Annotated in this window: 18 protein-coding genes; 13 read left to right on the forward strand and 5 right to left on the reverse strand. The window is 72.9% G+C overall.

Translation table 11 applies throughout. The annotated features are described in order from the left end of the window. Positions 1 to 278: 278 nt before the first annotated feature. The 10 genes from HCC30_RS11855 (at position 279) to HCC30_RS11900 (ending at position 8383) form a co-directional block, all read left to right on the forward strand. Complete coding sequence (locus HCC30_RS11855) at positions 279 to 1226, forward strand: DUF2520 domain-containing protein (RefSeq protein ID WP_346776592.1); 948 nt, start codon at positions 279 to 281, stop codon at positions 1224 to 1226. Then, positions 1223 to 2140 carry a pantoate--beta-alanine ligase gene (panC, locus tag HCC30_RS11860; protein ID WP_169442415.1) on the forward strand — a complete coding sequence of 306 codons (918 nt, stop codon included), beginning with the start codon at positions 1223 to 1225 and terminating at the stop codon, positions 2138 to 2140. The genes HCC30_RS11855 and panC overlap by 4 nt, the downstream gene beginning before the upstream one ends. Beyond that, a complete protein-coding gene (locus HCC30_RS11865; protein WP_169442416.1) occupies positions 2137 to 3948 on the forward strand; it encodes an L-aspartate oxidase in 1812 nt (603 codons plus the stop codon). The genes panC and HCC30_RS11865 overlap by 4 nt, the downstream gene beginning before the upstream one ends. Beyond that, positions 3945 to 5015: a carboxylating nicotinate-nucleotide diphosphorylase gene (gene nadC, locus HCC30_RS11870; protein ID WP_169442417.1), complete on the forward strand. Its 1071-nt coding sequence runs from the start codon at positions 3945 to 3947 to the stop codon at positions 5013 to 5015. Before HCC30_RS11865 ends, nadC begins: the two co-directional genes overlap by 4 nt. Further along, positions 5015 to 5812 carry a type III pantothenate kinase gene (locus HCC30_RS11875; RefSeq protein ID WP_169442418.1) on the forward strand — a complete coding sequence of 266 codons (798 nt, stop codon included), beginning with the start codon at positions 5015 to 5017 and terminating at the stop codon, positions 5810 to 5812. The genes nadC and HCC30_RS11875 overlap by 1 nt, the downstream gene beginning before the upstream one ends. Before the next feature lie 121 nt (positions 5813 to 5933). Further along, positions 5934 to 6599 (forward strand): hypothetical protein, encoded by a 666-nt coding sequence (locus HCC30_RS11880; RefSeq protein ID WP_240979512.1) that lies wholly within the window; start codon positions 5934 to 5936, stop codon positions 6597 to 6599. Between the two features lie 108 nt (positions 6600 to 6707). Further along, the gene (locus tag HCC30_RS11885; protein ID WP_169442419.1) at positions 6708 to 6878 is read left to right on the forward strand and encodes a hypothetical protein; all 171 of its coding nucleotides are present in this window, start codon (positions 6708 to 6710) and stop codon (positions 6876 to 6878) included. A 78-nt stretch (positions 6879 to 6956) separates the two neighbouring features. Beyond that, on the forward strand, positions 6957 to 7367 hold the full coding sequence (locus tag HCC30_RS11890; RefSeq protein ID WP_169442420.1) for a BlaI/MecI/CopY family transcriptional regulator: 411 nt from the start codon (positions 6957 to 6959) through the stop codon (positions 7365 to 7367). Between the two features lie 9 nt (positions 7368 to 7376). Continuing rightward, positions 7377 to 7898, forward strand: coding sequence for an amino-acid N-acetyltransferase (locus tag HCC30_RS11895; RefSeq protein WP_169442421.1), 522 nt, complete (start codon positions 7377 to 7379; stop codon positions 7896 to 7898). A gap of 143 nt (positions 7899 to 8041) precedes the next feature. After that, positions 8042 to 8383 (forward strand): Lsr2 family protein, encoded by a 342-nt coding sequence (locus HCC30_RS11900; protein WP_169442422.1) that lies wholly within the window; start codon positions 8042 to 8044, stop codon positions 8381 to 8383. Here HCC30_RS11900 and HCC30_RS11905 read toward each other — a convergent pair. Beyond that, positions 8362 to 8880: a hypothetical protein gene (locus HCC30_RS11905; RefSeq protein ID WP_169442423.1), complete on the reverse strand. Its 519-nt coding sequence runs from the start codon at positions 8878 to 8880 to the stop codon at positions 8362 to 8364. The two genes, HCC30_RS11900 and HCC30_RS11905, sit on opposite strands and share 22 nt — an antisense overlap. Positions 8881 to 9412: 532 nt before the next feature. Between HCC30_RS11905 and HCC30_RS11910 the strand changes: the two genes are divergently transcribed. After that, complete coding sequence (locus HCC30_RS11910) at positions 9413 to 11938, forward strand: ATP-dependent Clp protease ATP-binding subunit (RefSeq protein WP_169442424.1); 2526 nt, start codon at positions 9413 to 9415, stop codon at positions 11936 to 11938. A gap of 190 nt (positions 11939 to 12128) precedes the next feature. Here HCC30_RS11910 and HCC30_RS11915 read toward each other — a convergent pair whose 3' ends face one another. Beyond that, a complete protein-coding gene (locus HCC30_RS11915; RefSeq protein ID WP_169442425.1) occupies positions 12129 to 14723 on the reverse strand; it encodes an NACHT domain-containing protein in 2595 nt (864 codons plus the stop codon). Positions 14724 to 16006: 1283 nt separating this feature from the next. Here HCC30_RS11915 and HCC30_RS11920 point away from each other — a divergent pair. Then, positions 16007 to 16540: a sugar O-acetyltransferase gene (locus HCC30_RS11920; RefSeq protein WP_169442575.1), complete on the forward strand. Its 534-nt coding sequence runs from the start codon at positions 16007 to 16009 to the stop codon at positions 16538 to 16540. 24 nt (positions 16541 to 16564) lie between these two features. On the opposite strand, the gene HCC30_RS11925 is transcribed toward HCC30_RS11920, so the two are convergent. The 3 genes from HCC30_RS11925 to HCC30_RS11935 all read right to left on the reverse strand — a co-directional run bounded on the left by HCC30_RS11925 (position 16565) and on the right by HCC30_RS11935 (position 18507). Then, entirely contained in the window at positions 16565 to 17368 is an 804-nt protein-coding gene (locus HCC30_RS11925; protein ID WP_169442426.1) for a maleylpyruvate isomerase family mycothiol-dependent enzyme, read from the reverse strand. Positions 17369 to 17468: 100 nt separating this feature from the next. Beyond that, complete coding sequence (locus tag HCC30_RS11930; protein ID WP_169442427.1) at positions 17469 to 18113, reverse strand: class I SAM-dependent methyltransferase; 645 nt, start codon at positions 18111 to 18113, stop codon at positions 17469 to 17471. Between the two features lie 85 nt (positions 18114 to 18198). Further along, positions 18199 to 18507: a hypothetical protein gene (locus tag HCC30_RS11935; protein ID WP_169442428.1), complete on the reverse strand. Its 309-nt coding sequence runs from the start codon at positions 18505 to 18507 to the stop codon at positions 18199 to 18201. Between the two features lie 165 nt (positions 18508 to 18672). Here HCC30_RS11935 and HCC30_RS11940 point away from each other — a divergent pair, with 165 nt between their 5' ends. Continuing rightward, positions 18673 to 19644, forward strand: coding sequence for a bifunctional lytic transglycosylase/C40 family peptidase (locus HCC30_RS11940; protein ID WP_169442576.1), 972 nt, complete (start codon positions 18673 to 18675; stop codon positions 19642 to 19644). The last annotated feature ends 55 nt before the right edge of the window (positions 19645 to 19699 follow it).

The following is a 19699-nucleotide window of genomic DNA, read 5'->3' on the forward strand; positions in this document are numbered from 1 at the left end:
CCGCGCCCCTTCTTCGCGGGCCCGCCCCGCTTGGGAGAACTGCGCCGTAGGCGTAGGGCTGGCAAGCGCAGCGCCCTAGCCCCGGCGCGGGGTGCGTTCTGCCGTCGCCGGACCACCCCGTACGTCGTGCCCGTTCGCGCAGTTCCCCGCGCCCCTTGCGGGCGCCGTCCCCGCGCCCCTTGCGGGCCCCTTCGGTGCCCCCGAGGCGCGGGCTACAGTGGCGGGCGGACGTCCGGTACCCCGTGTGGACCGGAACGGAAGACGGAAGGTCGCTGTCCGTGAACGCACAACCCCCCGAGAATCCCGGGCCCCGCGCGGGCGAGCGGGCCGAGGACCGCCCCGCCCGCCTCACCGTCGGCATCGTCGGCGCGGGCCGCGTCGGCTGCGCCCTCGGCGCCGCGCTGCGGACGGCCGGGCACCGCCCCGTCGCCGCCTCCGGCGTCTCCGAGGCGTCCCGCCGCCGCGCGGCCGAGCTGCTTCCCGGCGTACCGCTGGTGGAACCGGCGGAGGTGCTGGCCCGCGCCGATCTGGTCCTGCTGACGGTGCCGGACGACGCGCTGCCCGACCTGGTGGCCGGGCTCGCGCGGACCGGCGCGATCCGCCCGGGCCAGCTCCTCGCGCACACCTCGGGCCGGTTCGGCGCCGGGGTGCTGGAGCCGGCGCTGCGCGCGGGCGCGCTGCCGCTGGCGCTGCACCCGGTGATGACGTTCACGGGTACGGCGGTGGACGTGGCCAGGCTCGCGGGCTGCTCGTTCGGCGTCACGGCGCCCGAGGAGCTGCGGCTGGCCGCGCAGGCGCTGGTGATCGAGATGGGCGGCGAGCCCGAGTGGATCGCGGAGGAGTCCCGTCCGCTGTACCACGCGGCGCTGGCGATGGGCGCGAACCACCTGGTCACGCTCGTCAGCCAGGCGATGGAGCTGCTGCGCACCACCGGCGTCGAGGCGCCGGACCGGATGCTGGGCCCGCTGCTCGGCGCCGCGCTCGACAACGCGCTCCGCTCCGGCGACGCCGCCCTCACCGGCCCGGTGGCGCGCGGCGATGCGGGCACCGTCTCGGCGCACGTCGCCGAACTCGGCCGCCACGCACCGCAGATGGTCTCCGGCTACCTGGCCATGGCCCGCGCCACCGCCGACCGGGCCCTGGACCACGGCCTGCTGAAGCCGGAGTCGGCCGAGGAACTCCTCGACGTCCTCTCCGAGCCCGGCGACGAGGAGGACGGGCGATGACCCCCGCCGAGGCCCCCGTCCGCGTCGTCCGCACGGCCGCCGACCTGCCCGGAGCGCGGGCGGAGCGGGCGGTCGTGATGACGATGGGCGCGCTGCACGAGGGCCACGCCGCGCTGATCCGCGCGGCCCGCGCGCACGCGGGCCCGGACGGCCAGGTGGTCGTCACGGTGTTCGTGAACCCGCTCCAGTTCGGCCCCTCCGAGGACCTCGACCGCTACCCGCGCACCCTCGAAGCGGATCTGCGGGTCGCCGCCGAGGCGGGCGCCGACGTCGTCCTCGCGCCCTCCGTCGAGGAGGTGTACCCGGGCGGCGAGCCGCGGGTACGGGTCGCCGCAGGACCGGTCGGCGAGCGGCTCGAAGGCGCCTCCCGCCCCGGGCACTTCGACGGGATGCTCACCGTCGTCGCCAAGCTGCTCCACCTCACCGCGCCGGACGTCGCCTTCTACGGGCAGAAGGACGCGCAGCAACTCGCCCTGATCCAGGGCATGGTGCGGGATCTGAACTTCCCCGTCCGCATCGTCGGCGTCCCCACCGTCCGCGAGTCCGACGGCCTGGCGCTCTCCAGCCGGAACCGGTACCTTTCCGACGCCGAGCGCCGCTCCGCGCTCGCCCTGCACCGCGCCCTGAGCGCCGCCGAAGCCGCCACGGAAGCGGGCCCGGACGCCGTCCTGCGCGCGGCCCGCGAGGTCCTCGACGCGGCGGCCCGCGCCGAGCCGCCGGTCCGCACGGACTACGTCGCGCTGGTCGACCCGGACGGCTTCGCCGACGTCCCCGGCACGTACGAGGGCGAGGCCGTGCTCGCGCTCGCGGCACGCGTCGGCGCCACCCGCCTGATCGACAACGCCCGGCTGCGCCTCGCCCCGTCCGGCGGCACCCGGCGCGGCCCGTCCCCCGATCCCGGAGCGTCCGCATGACAGGTGCCACCCCCACCCCAGGACCGGTCTCGGCCCCCAGCGGCGGGCTGCGCGCGCCCGAGCCGGGCTGGACGATCGAGGCGGACGTCGTGGTCGTCGGCTCCGGCGTGGCCGGGCTGACCGCCGCGCTGCGCTGCGCCGCCGCGGGCCGCCGCACGGTCGTGGTCACCAAGGCGCGGCTGGACGACGGTTCGACGCGCTGGGCGCAGGGCGGCATCGCCGCCGCGCTCGGCGAGGGCGACAGCCCCGAGCAGCACCTTGAGGACACCCTCGTCGCGGGCGCCGGCCTCTGCGACGAGCAGGCCGTCCGCACCCTGGTCACCGAGGGCCCCGACGCGGTACGCAGGCTCGTCGCCACCGGGGCGCGCTTCGACGCGGACGACGGCACCGGCGGCATCGCGCTCACCCGCGAGGGCGGCCACCACCGCCGCCGCATCGCGCACGCGGGCGGGGACGCGACGGGCGCCGAGATATCCCGCGCCCTCGTCGACGCCGTCCGCGGCCGGGAGCCGGAGATCCGCACCGTCGAGAACGCCCTGGTCCTCGACCTGCTCACCACCGCCGACGGCGCGGCCGCCGGCGTCACCCTGCACGTCATGGGCGAGGGGCAGCACGACGGCGTCGGCGCCGTCCTCGCCCCGTCCGTCGTCCTCGCCACCGGCGGCATGGGCCAGGTCTTCGCCGCGACGACCAACCCGGCCGTCTCCACCGGCGACGGGGTCGCGCTGGCGCTGCGCGCCGGAGCCGAGGTCAGCGACCTGGAGTTCGTGCAGTTCCACCCGACGGTGCTCTATCTCGGGCCCGACGCCGAGGGCCAGCAGCCGCTGATCTCGGAGGCGGTGCGCGGCGAGGGCGCCCACCTCGTCGACGCCGACGGCCACCGCTTCATGACCGGCCGCCACGAACTCGCCGAGCTCGCCCCGCGGGACATCGTCGCCAAGGGCATCGTGCGGCACGCGGCCGAGCGCGGGGCCGAGCCCGGCACCGAGCACATGTTCCTCGACGCCCGGCACTTCGGCGCCGCGATGTGGGAGCGCCGCTTCCCCACGATCCTCGCCGCCTGCCGCGAGCACGGCATCGACCCGGTGACGGACCTGATCCCCGTCGCCCCCGCCGCGCACTACGCGAGCGGCGGCGTCCGCACCGACCTGCACGGCCGGACGACGGTGCCGGGCCTGTACGCCTGCGGCGAGACCGCCTGCACCGGCGTGCACGGCGCCAACCGCCTCGCCTCCAACAGCCTGTTGGAGGGCCTGGTCTTCGCCGAACGCATCGCGGACGCGATCACCGCGGACGCCCGCCCCGGCACCGCGGCCTCCCACGTGGCGTCCCCCGCCGCCCCGTCCCCGCTGCTGCCCGCCGAGGCGCGGGCCGCCGTGCAGGCGGTGATGACCAGCGGCGCCGGGGTGCTGCGCAGCGAGGCCAGCCTGGCCGGGGCCGCCGGGCAACTGGCGGCGCTGCCCGCGCGGTACGCGCACAAGCCCGCCGAGCCCGGCGTCGAGACCTGGGAGGCGAGCAACCTGCACCTGGTCGCGCGGGTCCTGGTCGCCGCCGCGTCCCGCCGCGCCGAGACCCGCGGCTGCCACTGGCGCGAGGACCACCCCGAGCGGGACGACACGGACTGGCGCCGCCACCTCGTCGTCACCCTCCCCGGACCCGGCCGTACGCTCGACACCGCCGGAACCCCGGGCGCCCCCGGCACCCCGGGAACACCCCTCACCCTCGACGTCCGTACGACCGACACGACCGCGTTCCCGCCGGTGGCCCCGCCGCCGGGGAGGCGGGCCGCAGCCAAGGAGACACCGTGAGCAGCCCCAGCCCCGAGAGCCCGGAGGAGCAGCGGCCGCAGCCCGTCGAGGTGCCGCTGGTGCACATCGGCGGCGCGGCGGACGCCCCGCCGGAGCAGGCAGCGCCGGACGCGTCCGGCTGCGGCGACGGCTGCGGCTGCGCCGGTGACGGCGAGGACTTCGACCCGCTGGACTGTGGCCTCGACCCGGCCCTCGCCCAGCTCCTCGCCGAGGCGGGCCTCGACCCCGTCCAGGTCGAGGACATCGCGCACCTGGCCATCGAGGAGGACCTGGACGGCGGCGTCGACGTCACCACCGTCGCCACCATCCCCGAACGGGCCGTCTGCACCGGCGACTTCACGGCCCGCGAGGCCGGCACCGTCGCGGGGCTGCGGATCGCCGAGGCCGTGCTCTCGGTCGTGTGCACCGACGAGTTCGAGGTCGAGCGGCACGCGGAGGACGGCGACCGGGTGGAGGCCGGACAGCGGCTGCTCACGGTCCGGGCCCGCACCCGCGACCTGCTCACCGGCGAGCGCAGCGCGCTCAACCTGCTCGGCCGGCTCTCCGGCATCGCCACCGCCACCCGCCGCTGGGCCGACGCGCTGGCCGGCACCGGCGCCGCCGTCCGCGACACCCGCAAGACCACGCCGGGCCTGCGGGCGCTGGAGAAGTACGCGGTGCGCTGCGGCGGCGGCGTCAACCACCGCTTCTCGCTCTCCGACGCCGCGCTGATCAAGGACAACCACGTGGTCGCGGCCGGCGGCGTCGCCGAGGCGTTCGCGCGCGTCCGCACCGAGTTCCCCGGCCTGCCCATCGAGGTGGAGGTCGACCGGCTGGACCAGATCGAGCCCGTCCTCACCGAGGGCGCCGACCTGCTGCTGCTCGACAACTTCGGCCCCGGCGAGACGGCCGAGGCCGTCACCCTCGTCGACGGCCGGGCCCTGCTGGAGTCCTCCGGCCGCCTCACCCTGGACAACGCCGCCGACTACGCGGCCGCCGGCGTCGACTACCTCGCCGTCGGCGCGCTCACCCACTCCTCCCCGGTCCTGGACATCGGCCTGGACCTCCGTGACGGAGAGGGTGCCTGATGCTGCTCACCATCGACGTCGGCAACACCCATACCGTTCTCGGCCTGTTCGACGGCGAGGAGATCGTCGAGCACTGGCGGATCTCCACCGACGCCCGCCGCACCGCCGACGAACTCGCCGTCCTGCTCCAGGGCCTGATGGGCATGCACCCGCTGCTCGGCGAGGAGCTCGGCGACAACATCGAGGGCATCGCGATCTGTTCGACCGTGCCCTCCGTCCTGCACGAACTGCGCGAGGTCACCCGCCGCTACTACGGCGACATCCCCGCCGTCCTCGTCGAGCCCGGCGTGAAGACGGGCGTGCCGATCCTGATGGACAACCCCAAGGAGGTCGGCGCCGACCGCATCATCAACGCGCTGGCCGCCGTCGAGTTGTACGGCGGCCCCTGCGTCGTCGTCGACTTCGGCACGGCGACGACCTTCGACGCGGTCTCGGCGCGCGGCGAGTACGTCGGCGGCGTCATCTCGCCCGGCATCGAGATCTCGGTCGACGCGCTGGGCGTCAAGGGCGCGCAGCTGCGGAAGATCGAACTGGCCCGCCCGCGCAGCGTGATCGGCAAGAACACCGTCGAGGCCATGCAGTCCGGCATCCTCTACGGCTTCGCCGGCCAGGTCGACGGCGTCGTGCGGCGCATGGCGGCCGAACTCGCCGACGACCCCGAGGACGTCACCGTCCTCGCGACCGGCGGCCTGGCCCCGATGGTGCTGGGCGAGGCGGCCGTCATCGACGCGCACGAGCCCTGGCTCACCCTCATCGGCCTCCGCCTCGTCTACGAGCGCAACATCAACCGCGGCTAGCGGCAGCTGCCGGAAAAACCGCCGCACGGACCCGAGTTCGGGCCGTGCGGCGGCCCCCGCGCCACGCCCGCGAAACGGGCGATACGGATGAATCCGCGCGATGCGCCCGTATCGTCGCAGCATGCCCACGCCCTACGGTTCCCGAGGCGGCATGGCGTTCAGCGCGGACGAGCTGCGTGTGCTCCGAGGCGCTCTCACCGTCGCCCTCCAGTCCCAGCCGGTCACCAGGGAGTACGCCGAACTCGCCCGCGCCGTCGACGAGACGGCGCGCGAGAGCGGCAGGCTCCGCTCCTTCCTCCTCGCGGATCTCGCCCGCTACCGCGCGGCGCTGCCGGGCTCCGCCACGGGCTACCTGGAGCACCTCCAGGACGCGCTGAACGCCGGATACCTGCCCCGCCCGGACGACTTGGCGGCGCTCCGCACCCTCAGCGAGACCGCGTCGAGCGAACCCGAGACCCGGCGCCGCACCTCCCTGCTCCGCCGCTGCGAACGCCTCGCCGGCCGCGCCGTACGCGCCCGCCTGCTCACCCTCCCCGCGGCCCGCGACGGCGAGCCCCACGCCACGGCGGAGGACGCCCCGGAGCCCTCGGAAACCCCGGACGAGGCGGAGACCCCGGACGGCGAACCCGCGGAGACCCCGGAGCCCGAGGCGCCCGCCGAGCCGGAGGAGCCCTCCGCGCCGGCGAAGCCGAGCACCGCCCCCGGGCGTCCGGTGCCGACCCCGGCCGAGGTCTTCCCGCCCCGCCGCCGCACGCCTCCGCCGCCCGAGGAAGCGCTCTCCGCCTGACGCCGCGCACCGCGCCCGGAGACGGCCGCGGTGCGCCGGAGGCGCCGTCGGGACGGCGGAAGGGCTGGCGTACATTGGGAGCCTGCTGACCGAGGAGGCGCACCGGACATGGACTACATCGCCGCACTGACCCCGCCGACGATCATGGCAGTGGCGTTCACCGCGCTGATCGTGACGATCGTCAAGAGCCAGGGCGGGGCGAACAAGTCCAAGGAAGACGCCGCCGTCGACGCCGCCCTCGCCAGTGCGGAAGCCACGCAGCAGAAGCGCGACGCCTGAGCCTGCCGCGAGCCCGGAACCTGCCCGGCCCGGACCGTGCTGTCCTGATTCTGGACATCTCCGACTATTGTTAATGGTGTGCCACGGCCATTGGGAGAGTTGGAAGACGTCGTGATGACGCGGGTATGGCAGTGGAACCGCCCCGTCACCGTTCGCGAAGTACTGGAAGATCTGAGGACCGACCGGTCCATCGCCTATACGACGGTGATGACGGTCATGGACAACCTCCACCAGAAGGGCTGGCTGCGCCGCGAGCAGGAAGGCCGCGCCTATCGGTATGAGCCGGTCTCCACGCGTGCCGCGTACTCGGCGGCGCTGATGAACGAGGCGTGGTCCTACAGCGACAACCCCGCGGCGACTCTCGTCGAGTTCTACGGACGGATGACTCCGGAACAGGTCGAAGCGGTCCGCGACGCGCTGCGCGTCGTGCAACTGAGCGGCGTCCATCTCGACGCCCCCGGAGAGATGCGCGGGCCCTCGGAGCGATAACGTCGCCGCATGCCGCCAGGTCCTCTCTCCGAAGTCACCGTTCGCCGCGCGCGGACGGCAGATGTGCCGCGGGTGCGTCATCTCATCGATGTCTACGCGCGTGACGGCATCCTCCTCGACAAAGCCACGGTGACGCTTTACGAGGACATCCAGGAGTTCTGGGTCGCGGAGCGCGATCACGACGCGGAAGTCGTCGCCTGCGGCGCGCTCCACATCATGTGGGAAGACCTCGCCGAGGTACGCACTCTCGCCGTCGCGCCCGAGGCGAAGGGCACCGGAACCGGACATCTGCTGCTGGAGAAGCTGCTGAGCACGGCCCGCTGGCTGGGAGTGCGGCGCATTTTCTGTCTCACCTTCGAAGTGGACTTCTTCGCCCGGCACGGCTTCACGGAGATCGGTGAGACACCGGTCGACGGTGATGTCTACAGCGAGCTGTTGCGTTCCTATGACGAGGGTGTGGCCGAGTTCCTCGGTCTTGAGCGCGTGAAGCCCAACACTCTGGGCAACAGCCGCATGCTGCTGCAACTCTGAGAGCGGCGGTATGTCCGAATGATCCCGTGAATCCTCCGGGGCTGCGCGCAAACTCCACCGAGGGTTTGTGTTTCTCCCGAAAAAGCGGTTTCCTTTCGGAGTCAGTATCAGTAAACCGTTATCCAAGACGAATGGGAGAAGCCATGGCGCAGAAGGTCCAGGTGCTTCTTGTCGACGACATCGACGGCGGCGAGGCGGACGAGACCGTCACGTTCGCGCTTGACGGGAAGACCTACGAGATCGACCTGAACGCTGCCAATGCCGAGAAGCTGCGCGGCGCCCTGGAGCAGTACGTCAAGGGCGGACGTCGCACCGGTGGCCGCTCCGCGCGTGGCAAGGGCCGTTCCGCCGGTGCCGGCGCCGGCGGCAGCAGCAGTGACACCCCGAAGATCCGGGCGTGGGCGAAGGAGCAGGGCTACGAGGTCAACGACCGCGGCCGGGTCCCCGCCAACATCCGTGAGGCCTACGAGAAGGCCAACGGCTGAACGCCCCCGGAGCCCGGCGCCCGGCCGGAACCCCGCAGCCCCCTCGGGCCGGGGACCTCACCGGAGCCGTGACGGGCGCCCGCGGTGCCCGCCGCACACGCGGCCCGGCGCCGGAACCCGCGGCGGAGCTGAGCGCGGTGGCATTCCGTCGCCGCCGCGCTCACCAGCCGCACGAGATCGACGTGCCCGGCCTCGTGGTCGGGGCCCGGCGGCCGTAGCCAGACGACGGCCTCCCGCGGCGTGAAGTCCGCGCGGGCGGTGAGTTCGAGGGCGATGCCGCTCCATTCCAGCCATTCCAGCAGCCCCGGCAGTTCTTCCGCACTGTCCTGCGGGACCAGCAGCTGGATGCAGCGCTCCACCGGGTCGTAGGTGACGGGTCCGGTGCGCAGCCCGCGCCGCCGCAGCAGCGCCAGCCCCGCGTCGGCGGGCAGCACCAGAGCGTCGTACGGGCCCGCCCTGCGGGTGGGCGCGGGGGAGCGGTGGGACGCGAGCATCATGCCCGGAGCAACTGCCGAATCCCCGCTTGGTTACGTAGGGTTGACGGTTTGTCACTGGTCGTGTACCGGCGCCCTGGTCGGCCTCCCCGGAGGCTGTTCGCCGTCAGCTGATGTGCTCAGGTCGCGCCGGTGTGCCTGGCATGGATTGCGACCGCGGGCGGGTAAGAGGGCTCTAACGAATACAGTGCGGAAAACGGGGGTGTGGATCGGCGATGCCAGCCGCACGAGGACGTGTTCAGCGTCTCCGCGGAGGCCGGGAATCCGGCTTCGGGGACGTCGCGTTCGCCGTCGGCGTAGTGGATCCGGGCGGATACGCCTGGCCTGCGGGAACATCGTCTCGCACCATCGGGTTGGAACGGTTGTCGGCCGTCTGGGGCAGGAGAAGTGCAGTTCGCGTGCTCCCCGTCCGTTCGGGGATGTTCCTGGGTGTCGGCAGTTGGAATGAGCGGTCCCCGCTTGCGGGACTAAGCTGCGGAAGGACAGAGAGGGGAGCGTCCCCTCACTGCCTGACCGCTCTGAGGAGCGATTAACGATGTTCGAGAGGTTCACCGACCGCGCGCGGCGGGTTGTCGTCCTGGCTCAGGAAGAAGCCCGGATGCTCAACCACAACTACATCGGCACCGAGCACATCCTTCTGGGCCTGATCCACGAGGGTGAGGGTGTCGCCGCTAAGGCACTGGAGAGCCTCGGGATTTCGCTCGAGGCGGTCCGCCAGCAGGTGGAGGAGATCATCGGCCAGGGGCAGCAGGCCCCCTCCGGCCACATCCCCTTCACCCCCCGTGCCAAGAAGGTGCTGGAGCTGTCGCTCCGCGAAGCCCTTCAGCTCGGCCACAACTACATCGGTACGGAGCACATCCTGCTCGGCCTGATCCGCGAGGGCGAGGGCGTCGCCGCCCAGGTCCTCGTGAAGCTGGGCGCCGATCTGAACCGGGTGCGGCAGCAGGTCATCCAGCTGCTCTCCGGTTACTCCGGCGGCAAGGAGGCGGCCACCGCGGGTGGCCCCGCCGAGGGCACGCCCTCGACCTCCCTCGTCCTGGACCAGTTCGGCCGCAACCTCACGCAGGCCGCGCGCGAATCCAAGCTCGACCCGGTCATCGGGCGCGAGAAGGAGATCGAGCGCGTCATGCAGGTGCTCTCGCGCCGTACGAAGAACAACCCGGTGCTCATCGGCGAGCCGGGCGTCGGCAAGACGGCCGTCGTCGAGGGCCTGGCCCAGGCCATCGTCAAGGGCGAGGTGCCCGAGACCCTCAAGGACAAGCACCTCTACACCCTCGACCTCGGTGCCCTGGTCGCCGGCTCGCGGTACCGCGGTGACTTCGAGGAGCGCCTGAAGAAGGTGCTCAAGGAGATCCGCACCCGCGGCGACATCATCCTGTTCATCGACGAGCTGCACACGCTCGTCGGCGCGGGTGCCGCCGAGGGCGCCATCGACGCCGCCAGCATCCTCAAGCCGATGCTGGCCCGCGGCGAACTCCAGACCATCGGTGCGACGACGCTCGACGAGTACCGCAAGCACCTGGAGAAGGACGCGGCCCTCGAGCGCCGCTTCCAGCCGATCCAGGTCGCGGAGCCGTCGCTGCCGCACACGATCGAGATCCTCAAGGGCCTGCGGGACCGTTACGAGGCGCACCACCGCGTCTCCATCACGGACGCGGCCCTGGTCGGCGCCGCCACGCTCGCCGACCGCTACATCTCGGACCGCTTCCTGCCGGACAAGGCCATCGACCTGATCGACGAGGCCGGTTCGCGCATGCGCATCCGCCGGATGACCGCGCCGCCGGACCTCCGCGAGTTCGACGAGAAGATCGCGAGCGTCCGGATGGACAAGGAGTCCGCGATCGACGCGCAGGACTTCGAGAAGGCCGCGTCCCTGCGGGACAACGAGAAGCAGCTCCTCGCGCAGAAGGCCAAGCGGGAGAAGGAGTGGAAGGCCGGCGACATGGACGTCGTCGCCGAGGTCGACGAGGACCTGATCGCCGAGGTCCTGGCCGCCTCCACCGGCGTCCCGGTCATGCGGCTCACCGAGGAGGAGTCCTCGCGGCTGCTGCGCATGGAGGACGAGCTGCACAAGCGCGTCATCGGCCAGCAGGACGCCATCAAGGCGCTCTCGCAGGCCATCCGGCGTACCCGTGCGGGCCTCAAGGACCCGAAGCGTCCCGGCGGTTCGTTCATCTTCGCCGGTCCGTCCGGTGTCGGTAAGACGGAGCTGTCCAAGACGCTCGCCGAGTTCCTCTTCGGTGACGAGGAAGCGCTGATCTCCCTCGACATGTCGGAGTTCAGCGAGAAGCACACCGTCTCCCGGCTGTTCGGCTCGCCTCCCGGCTACGTCGGATACGAGGAGGGCGGCCAGCTCACCGAGAAGGTCCGCCGCAAGCCGTTCTCCGTCGTCCTCTTCGACGAGGTGGAGAAGGCCCACCCGGACATCTTCAACTCGCTGCTGCAGATCCTGGAGGACGGTCGCCTGACCGACTCCCAGGGCCGGGAAGTCGACTTCAAGAACACGGTCATCATCATGACGACCAACCTCGGCACCCGGGACATCTCCAAGGGCTTCAACCTCGGCTTCGCCGGACAGGGCGACGTCAAGACCGGCTACGACCGGATGAAGGCCAAGGTCAACGACGAGCTGAAGCAGCACTTCCGGCCCGAGTTCCTCAACCGTGTCGACGACACGGTGGTCTTCCACCAGCTCACGCAGGAAGACATCATCCGCATCGTCGACCTCATGCTGTCGCAGGTCGACGAGCGGCTGAAGGACCGGGACATGGGCATCGAGCTGTCCACGGACGCCAAGGAACTGCTCGCCAAGCGCGGTTACGACCCGGTGATGGGCGCCCGTCCGCTGCGCCGGACCATCCAGCGCGAGATCGAGGACGTCCTCTCCGAGAAGATCCTCTTCGGCGATCTGCGTCCGGGCCACATCGTGGTCGTGGGCACCGAGGGCGAGGGCGCCGAGGCGACCTTCACCTTCCGGGGCGAGGAGAAGTCCTCCCTCCCGGACGCGCCCCCGGTCGAATCCGCCACCGGCGGCGGCCCGAACCTCTCCAAGGAGGCGTGACCGCTCCCCGCAGCGGGATCACCCACCGCACGTTCCAACGCCCGCGGGCCCGACGTCTCGACATGAGACGCCGGGCCCGCGGGCGTTTTTGGGCTTTCCCTTCGCGGCCGGGAGTTTCCCGCCACGGAATTCCCGGGCTGCCGGGCGTTGATTTCCCGCTGCGGGGAGTGGGAATCCGACCGGAATTGCCTCAGCGTTCCTCGTGGGGGAGGGAGTGTTCGGCCAGGACGGTCAGACGGGGGGCTTTCCCGGCGACGGGGGCGAGGCGTTCGCCGTGCGGCAGCACCAGGGTGTGCAGGCGGGGGAAATGCCGGTCCCACGCCTCCGGTTCCGGGTCGTGGAAACAGAGCCAGAGGTGGGTGACGTCCCGGCGCAGCGGGTGGGCGGCCAGGGCGGACGCGGCCGCCCTGGAGAGCGTCTGGACGCGGGGACGGCCGCCGAGGGCGTGCAGCGCCTCCAACTGCTCCTCGTCCCGGATGGTGAAGTACAGGCCGGACGGGTCGAGGTGGGCGAGGATCTCCTCCGCGTACGCCGTCGTGTCGAACCGGCGCCAGGACCAGGCGAGTTGGCGGCGGACGGCCAGAGAGCGGTAGGTGCGCCAGCGGGTGAGGTAGGTGAGGGAGGCGTCGCCGGGGATGCGGGTGGCGGTGGTGACGACGGCGTGGGCGGTGGCCTCGTCGGGGACCTCGTCCGGGCCGGGGAGCATCGGGAGGACGAGGGGGCCGGCGGATTCGGCCAGGCGGCGGGCGGACTCCGCGTCCCGGGGCGGGACCAGGCCCGCCGTGCGGGAGGTGACCTCCGCGTACACCGCCGGGTCGAGCTCCGTGGCCTGCTCCAGGCAGGCGGTGGCGAGGAGGGTGGTGCGGACGGTGCCGAGGGCGAGGAGGCCGCGGAGGATACGGGTGCGTTCGGCGGGGCGGGCGTGGGCCACCGCCATGCGGACGACGTCCTCCCACTGGTCCTTGTGCGCGTTGTCGACGACGAGCGGGAAATCGCCCTCCTCGACCGCGGCCTTGGCGGCCAGGTAGTCCTGGAAGGTGCGGTGCACGAAGTCGACGCGGCCCGGGGCCGGTTCGCGGAGCAGGCCGGAGCGGTCCAGCAGGTGGCGCAGGACGGCCTCCGGCGGGGCCGTGAGGTGCGGCATGGCGGGCAGGGCGCGGGCCAGCTGGGCGACGGCGTCCTCGTGGTCCAGCTCCGCGCGGCCGTTGCGGATCATCCAGTGGGCCAGCTTCTGGATCAGCTGGATCTGGGGTTCCTTGGTGAGTCCGCCGCCGGTGCCCAAGTCCTCGGCGGGGATGCCGCGTTCGCGGTCGCGGCGTTCCAGGAGCATGCTCAGCGCCGCGTCGTACAGCTCCTTGCGGCCGCGCGGCAGGACGCCGTGCCGCTCGCGGTGCAGGGCGCAGAGCAGGCCGCACATCAGCGGGTTGACGGCGAGGCGGGCCAGATCGGGGTGGGTGCGGATCTGGCGCAGCAGCGCTTCGGCCGACTCGGGGGCCGCCTCGGCCGCCTCCGTCCAGCGGTGGACGAACGCGGACACGTCGGCCCGGGACATCGGCGCGAGCGACAGCTCGGTGAAGCCCTCGCGGGTCAGCCAGTCCTCGCGTACGGCGGAGGGGCGGGCGGTGACCAGCCACAGGTTCCCGGGGAAATCGCCCAGCAGGTCCCGGAGCCAGCGGCGGACGGACTCGCGCTCGGGCCCGGGGATCTCGTCGATGCCGTCGACCAGGAGCAGGCCGCGGCCCGCGCGCAGCACGCGGTCGGCCCAGCCGTCCGGCTGCGCCCCGGCGGCCGAACTGCCCACCGCGTGCAGGAAGGCGTCCGGCGTCGGCAGCCGCCCGTCGCGGGCGACGCGGCGCAGCGGCAGGACGAAGGGGACGCGGCCGACGAGGTGGTGCAGCTGTGCCGGTATGTCCCGCGGCCGGGCCGCGGTGACGGCGAGCCACTGGACGAGGGTGGTCTTGCCGCTGCCGGCGCCGCCGCGCAGCAGGACGCGTTCGTGGCCGGCGAGGGCCTCGTCGGCGGGGAGGGGGAGGCCGGCGCCGTGGCCCGCGTCGTGCGTGGCCTCCAGGGAGACGTAGGCGGAATCCAGCCGCCATTCGCGGGCCTGCGCGGTGTCCAGCCCGTAGATCGTCAACTCGCCGTGTTTGCGGGCGAGATGCTCGGTGTACTGCTGCTCGAAGCGGGCGTCCTCGGCAGTCCGGGACGGGAGGCGCTCGGCGAGCAGGTCCGTCAGCCGGACGAGCTCGTTGAGCTGCCGGGACTGTTCGACGAGGGTGCGGGGGACGAAGGCCGAGCGCTTGGTGAAGAACTCCAGGACGTGCAGGCAGGCGGTGTCCAGCACGCGGGTGTGCAGGGTGGCGGCGTCGGCGCTCAGGCGGTGGTGCGGCGGGACGGTGGCGTCCTCCTCCTGCTGCCTCAGGAGGACGCGGGCGAACGCCTCGTGGCCGAGGCCGACGGCCTCGACGTCGGTGAGGCCGATCTCGCCCAGCGCGGTCAGCGTCGCCGCGACCGCGGACGCGACGCTCTCCTCCTCGGCCTCGGGCACGGCCCGCTCGTGCGGCCCCGAGGCGCGGTTGACGCGGCGGACGAGCTGCCCGGCGAGCCGCTCCAGGTCCGCCGGGGCCAGGACGCGCTTCTCGCCGCGGAACGAGACCAGCCCCGAGATCCGCTGCGGCTTCTCCACCAGCGCGGCGCCGGGGCCCTCCCGGACGAACAGGGAACGCACCAGCGGCCCCACGGCGCTGGAGGCGACCTTGGCGACGAGACTCGCTGCTGAGGGCTCCATGGCGCGCATCGTAGGACACGGGTCCGACAGCCGGTTCCCCGTCCGGGGGGGGCGGGCATGAGTGCGCGGTGCGCGGGTAGCCGGGGCGTGAGCGTGGGTGTGCGCGTGCGGCGCGGGCTCACCCGGCTGCCGCGCCCGGCGGGCGGCGGGGCCGCGTACGCGGTGTACTTAGCCGCGGTCACCGCTCCGCGCGTGCGCGCCGGTACGTGGGCCCGAGCTTTCGATCCGCAGGAGTGACCATGCGCAGCTCCGCGGCATCCGCCGCTTTCCTCGTCCCGCTCCCAAGCCGCCCCGGGCGGTGGTGTGTTGCGGGGCGCGTCCCTGTCGCCTCGCGTCGGGGCGGGGCGACCTCGCCGCCGGTGCCGGGGCCTACGCGGCCCACGCCGCCGGATCCGGTGCCGGAGCCGTTGCCCGGGCCGCCGGTGCCGGGGCCGCCTGATCCGGTGCCGCCGGATCCGGGGCCGGTGCCGGGGCCGCCTTCGCCGGGGCCGGGGCCGGGGCCTTCGCCGGAACCGGAGCCGGAGCCGCGGCCTACGTAGGGGGTTTTCGGGGGGCGGGTGCATTTTGGGGTGCGGGTGCTTCGGGGTTCGGTTTTTTGCGCCGTTCCCCGCGCCCCTTTTTCGCGCAGTTCCCCGCGCCCCTTTTCGCGCCGTTCCCCGCGCCCCTTGTCGGGGTGCCCCCGCTTCTCGGGCTCGCCCCGCTTGGGAGGTCTGCGCCTAGGCGCAGGGCTGGCAAGCGCAGCGCGGGCCCGCCACGGTCCGGGGTGCTTGATGCCGTCGCCGGATCACCCCGTACGTCGTGGCCGTTCGCGCCGTTCCCCGCGCCCCCAAGAGGGCGCCGTTCCCCGCGCCCCCAGGAGGGCGCAGTTCCCCGCGCCCCTTTTGGGGGCCGTTCGTTGTTCCGGCGGGAGGGGGGCCGGGTGCGGGTGGAGGTGTGGAGCATCCACAGGTTGTGGATATCTGGTTTCGGTGGGCGGAGGGGGTGCCGGGGCGGTGGCGTCCGGGGCTTCCGGCGGCGAACTGCGGGTTTGGTGGCGGGGGTTGGGGCGGGGGTGGTCCGGAGCGCGGTCCCGCCGCATGCTTGTCCACAGGGTGTGGACAAGCATGCGGCGGGACCGCGACCGCCAGTCGGGCGACGTGCGGGCCGCGGCGAAAAGCTGCTGCGACCGCCGCGGCCCGCACGGGATGCTGGCGTGCGGAGCACGTCCAGTCGAAGGGAACACCGTGACTTCAGCCCCGGCCCCCGGTTCGCCGCACACCGAAGCCCTGTCGCACAAGGAACGCATGCTCGCCGGTGAGCACTACCTCGCCGACGACCCCGAACTCACCGCCGACGCCCTCCGCGCCGAGCAGCTCGCCGACCGGTACAACGCCACCCGCGCCGGCGACCAGCGCGCGCGGGACGCGATCCTGCGCGAGCTCCTCGCCGAGGTCGGCGAGGAGGCCGTCGTCCGGCCGCCGCTGCGCGCCGACTACGGCTACCAGACGACCATCGGCCCCCGTACGTTCGTCAATTGGGGCCTGGTCCTCGCGGACGTCGGACGGGTCACCATCGGCGCGGACGTCCAGATCGGGCCCAACGTCCAGCTGCTGACGCCGACCCACCCCGTCGATCCCGAGCCGCGCCGGGCCAAGTGGGAGGCCTCGCAGCCGATCACGCTCGGCGACAACGTCTGGCTCGGCGGCGGGGTGATCGTCTGCCCGGGCGTCACCATCGGCGAGAACACCGTGGTGGGCGCGGGCTCCGTCGTCGTACGGGACCTCCCCGCGAACGTCGTCGCCGTCGGCAATCCGGCCCGTGTCGTCCGCGAGATCTGACCGCAGGGCCGGTGAACGGGGCGGTCAGAAGGCCGTCTTGGCCAGCCAGAGATCCAACAGGTCTGCGTCGCCGATGACTTCGAGGCCCGGCGCGGTCACCGGAATGCGGCGCTGGAAGGCGAGGAGCAGCTCGGTGAGGGGGCCGCGCAGGGCCACCGTCGACTTCTCGTGCGCGTGCCGCCAGCCGATGCCGCCGTCCTCGATCTCCAGGACCCACTCGGCGCTCCCGGATCCGTCAGCGGCGGGCTCCACGTCCGTCGCGTGCAGGTGGATCGTGTCGCCCGCGCGGCTGTCGAGCGCGCCGAGCTCCTTCTTGTACGTGCGGGCGGCCTCGCTGCTGACGATTTCCAGCCATTCATCCACGGTGTCCAGCGCGAGCGCGGCGTCGACCGTGTACGGGACGCCGACGGCCAGGCAGGCGTCGGCGCGGTGCACGGCCGTCTCGTGGGCCATGCGGCGGCCGTAGAAGGCGGCGCGGCCGTTCGGGAAGTACGACCAGACCTCCGCCTCGGGGCCGGACGCGCGCAGCGTCTGGGCGAGGAGCCCGGCGCCCTCGGCGAGCCAGGCGTCGACGCCCGCGCCGCCCTCCGGCGGGCCGTGCCGGCCGGGGACCTCCTCGTCGGGCACGGGCCCCTGCGCGCGCCGGCGGACGATCTCGGCGGCCCAGCGGTGCGCGCCGCCGAGGTGGACGGCGAGCTCGCGCAGCGTCCAGTCCGGGCAGGTGGGCACCGTGGCCGCGAGGTCGGCGCCCTGGAGGGCCTCGCGGAACAGCCGGGTCTGCTCGACGATCTCCGCGCAGTAGCGTTCGTGGTCAAGGGAGTTCGGCATGCGCCGAGCCTACGGCGCGGGCCTCGTCGCACGCGTCCCCCTGCGGTCGGACCCGGTGCGTCCCCTCACGGTCGGACCCCGGAGGCGCAGCCCGCCCCGCTCACCGCCTGCGGACGAGCGTGATCCCGTCCCTGACCGGCAGCATCACCGTCTGCACCCGCTCGTCCGCCGCGATCATCTCGTTGAGCTCCCGGACGCCGCGGACGTCCTCGTCCTGCCGGGTCTCGTCCAGAACGCGGCCGCCGCGCAGCACGTTGTCCACGACGATCAGGCCGCCGGGGCGCAGACGCGGGACGAGTTCCTCGTAGTAGGCCGGGTACCCCGGCTTGTCCGCGTCGAGGAAGGCGAAGTCGACGGCGCGGTCGGCGGGCAGCGCGTGCAGCGTCTCCAGCGCGGGGGCGATCCGCAGGTCGATCCGTTCGGTGAGCCCGGCCCGCTGCCAGTAGCGGGTGGCGACGTCCGTCCACTCGCGGGAGATGTCGCAGGCCAGCAGGTGGCCGCCGGGCGGGAGGCCGCGGGCGATGCAGATCGAGGAGTACCCGGTGAAGACGCCGATCTCCACGGCGAACCGCGCGCCCGTCAACTGCACCAGCATGGTGAGCAGTTCGCCCTCGTCGTGCGAGATCTGCATCGACGTGCCGGCGGGCAGTGTCCGGGTCTCCGCGACGAGGTCGCGCAGCAGCTCGTCGGCCGGGGTGCAGTGGGCGAGCAGGTACTCCTCGACGGCGGGGTTCACGATGTCCATGCGGCCTCGATCCGGTCTCTCCGGCGCCGCACGCCCCGCACCCCCGGCCCTGACGGACCGGCGGCGGGCGGTGGTGGACGGGCGCCTAAACAGCCATGCCGTAGACGATGGTGAACAGCGTGCCGAGGGAACCGATGATGAACACGCCGGTGAGCCCCGCGACGATCAGTCCCTTGCCCTGCTCGGCGCTGAAGGTGTCCCGCAGTGCCGTCGCGCCGATGCGCTGTTTCGCGGCACCCCAGATGGCGATGCCGAGGCACAGCAGGATCGCGATGGCCATGACGACCTCGACCATCACGCGCGCCTCGTTGCCGAGTTGCCCGAACGGGCCCCAGTCCGGGGCGATCCCGCCGATGATGGTGGTGATGTCGCCCTTCTCGGCTGCCAGATACATGGTGAAGTCACCGCCCCATGTCGGAGATTGATGATGGAGACCGGACGTCCGCGCTGCGCGGCTCCGACCCCGCGCACTTCGGATTCTGCCATGACTCGGGGAGGATCGGCACTGAAGTCGGCCTGGATGGGGGAGGGTTGAGGGGTGCGCGCGCAGAAGAAGAAGATATGGCTGCTCGGTGTCGGGGGCGGACTCGGGCTGTTCGCCGCCTTCGTGGCGTTTCTCGTCGTCGGCACGTACATCGTGTCGGCGAACCTGCTCGGCGGTGCGGCCGGCGGCCGTTCCGTCACACTCGCGAAGGGTACGGTGCCGACCGCGTACCAGGGCCTGGTGCAGAAGTGGGGCAACCTGTGCGAGGAGCTGAACCCGGCGCTGCTCGCCGCCCAGCTCTACCAGGAGAGCGGCTGGCGCCCGCAGGCCCAGAGCCACGCGGCCGCGCAGGGCATCGCCCAGTTCATCCCGGAGACCTGGGCCGCGCACGGCATCGACGGCGACGGCGACGGCAGCCGTGACGTGTGGAACCCGAAGGACGCCATCCCCTCCGCCGCGAGTTACGACTGCAAGCTCGCGAAGTATGTGAAGGACGCGCCGGGGGACGGCACCGAGAACATGCTGGCCGCGTACAACGCGGGCGCGTACGCGGTGATCCAGTACGGGGGCGTGCCGCCGTACGAGGAGACGCAGAACTACGTCTCGACGATCAAGAAGATGGAGCAGAGCTTCGCCGCGAAGAAGAGCCGCGTCGAGCCCTCGAAGCAGTCGGCCGGCGCCATCTACTACGCGCAGAAGAAGCTCGGCACCCCGTACCTGTGGGGCGGCGACGGCACCCCGGAGGACAACGGCAGGTTCGACTGCTCGGGCCTGACGAAGGCGGCGTACGCCAGCGTCGGCATCGAGCTGCCCCGCGTCGCCAACGACCAGTGGAACTCGGGACCGCACCCGAAACGGGACGAACTCCGGCCCGGGGACCTGGTGTTCTTCGCCACAGACCTGGAGGACCCGCGCTCCATCGACCACGTGGGGATCTACGTCGGCGGCGGCCACATGATCGACGCGCCCTACACCGGGGCGGAGATCCGGTTCGACCCGATCGACACCCCGAAGTACTTCGGCGCCACCCGTCCGACGGATGGCTGATCCTCGGCAGGCGCGGTAGCGGCTCCGCAGGACTGCGGAAGAATGGGGGCGCCGC

This window comes from Streptomyces sp. HNM0574, assembly GCF_012726235.1.
Taxonomy (GTDB): Bacteria; Actinomycetota; Actinomycetes; order Streptomycetales; family Streptomycetaceae; genus Streptomyces.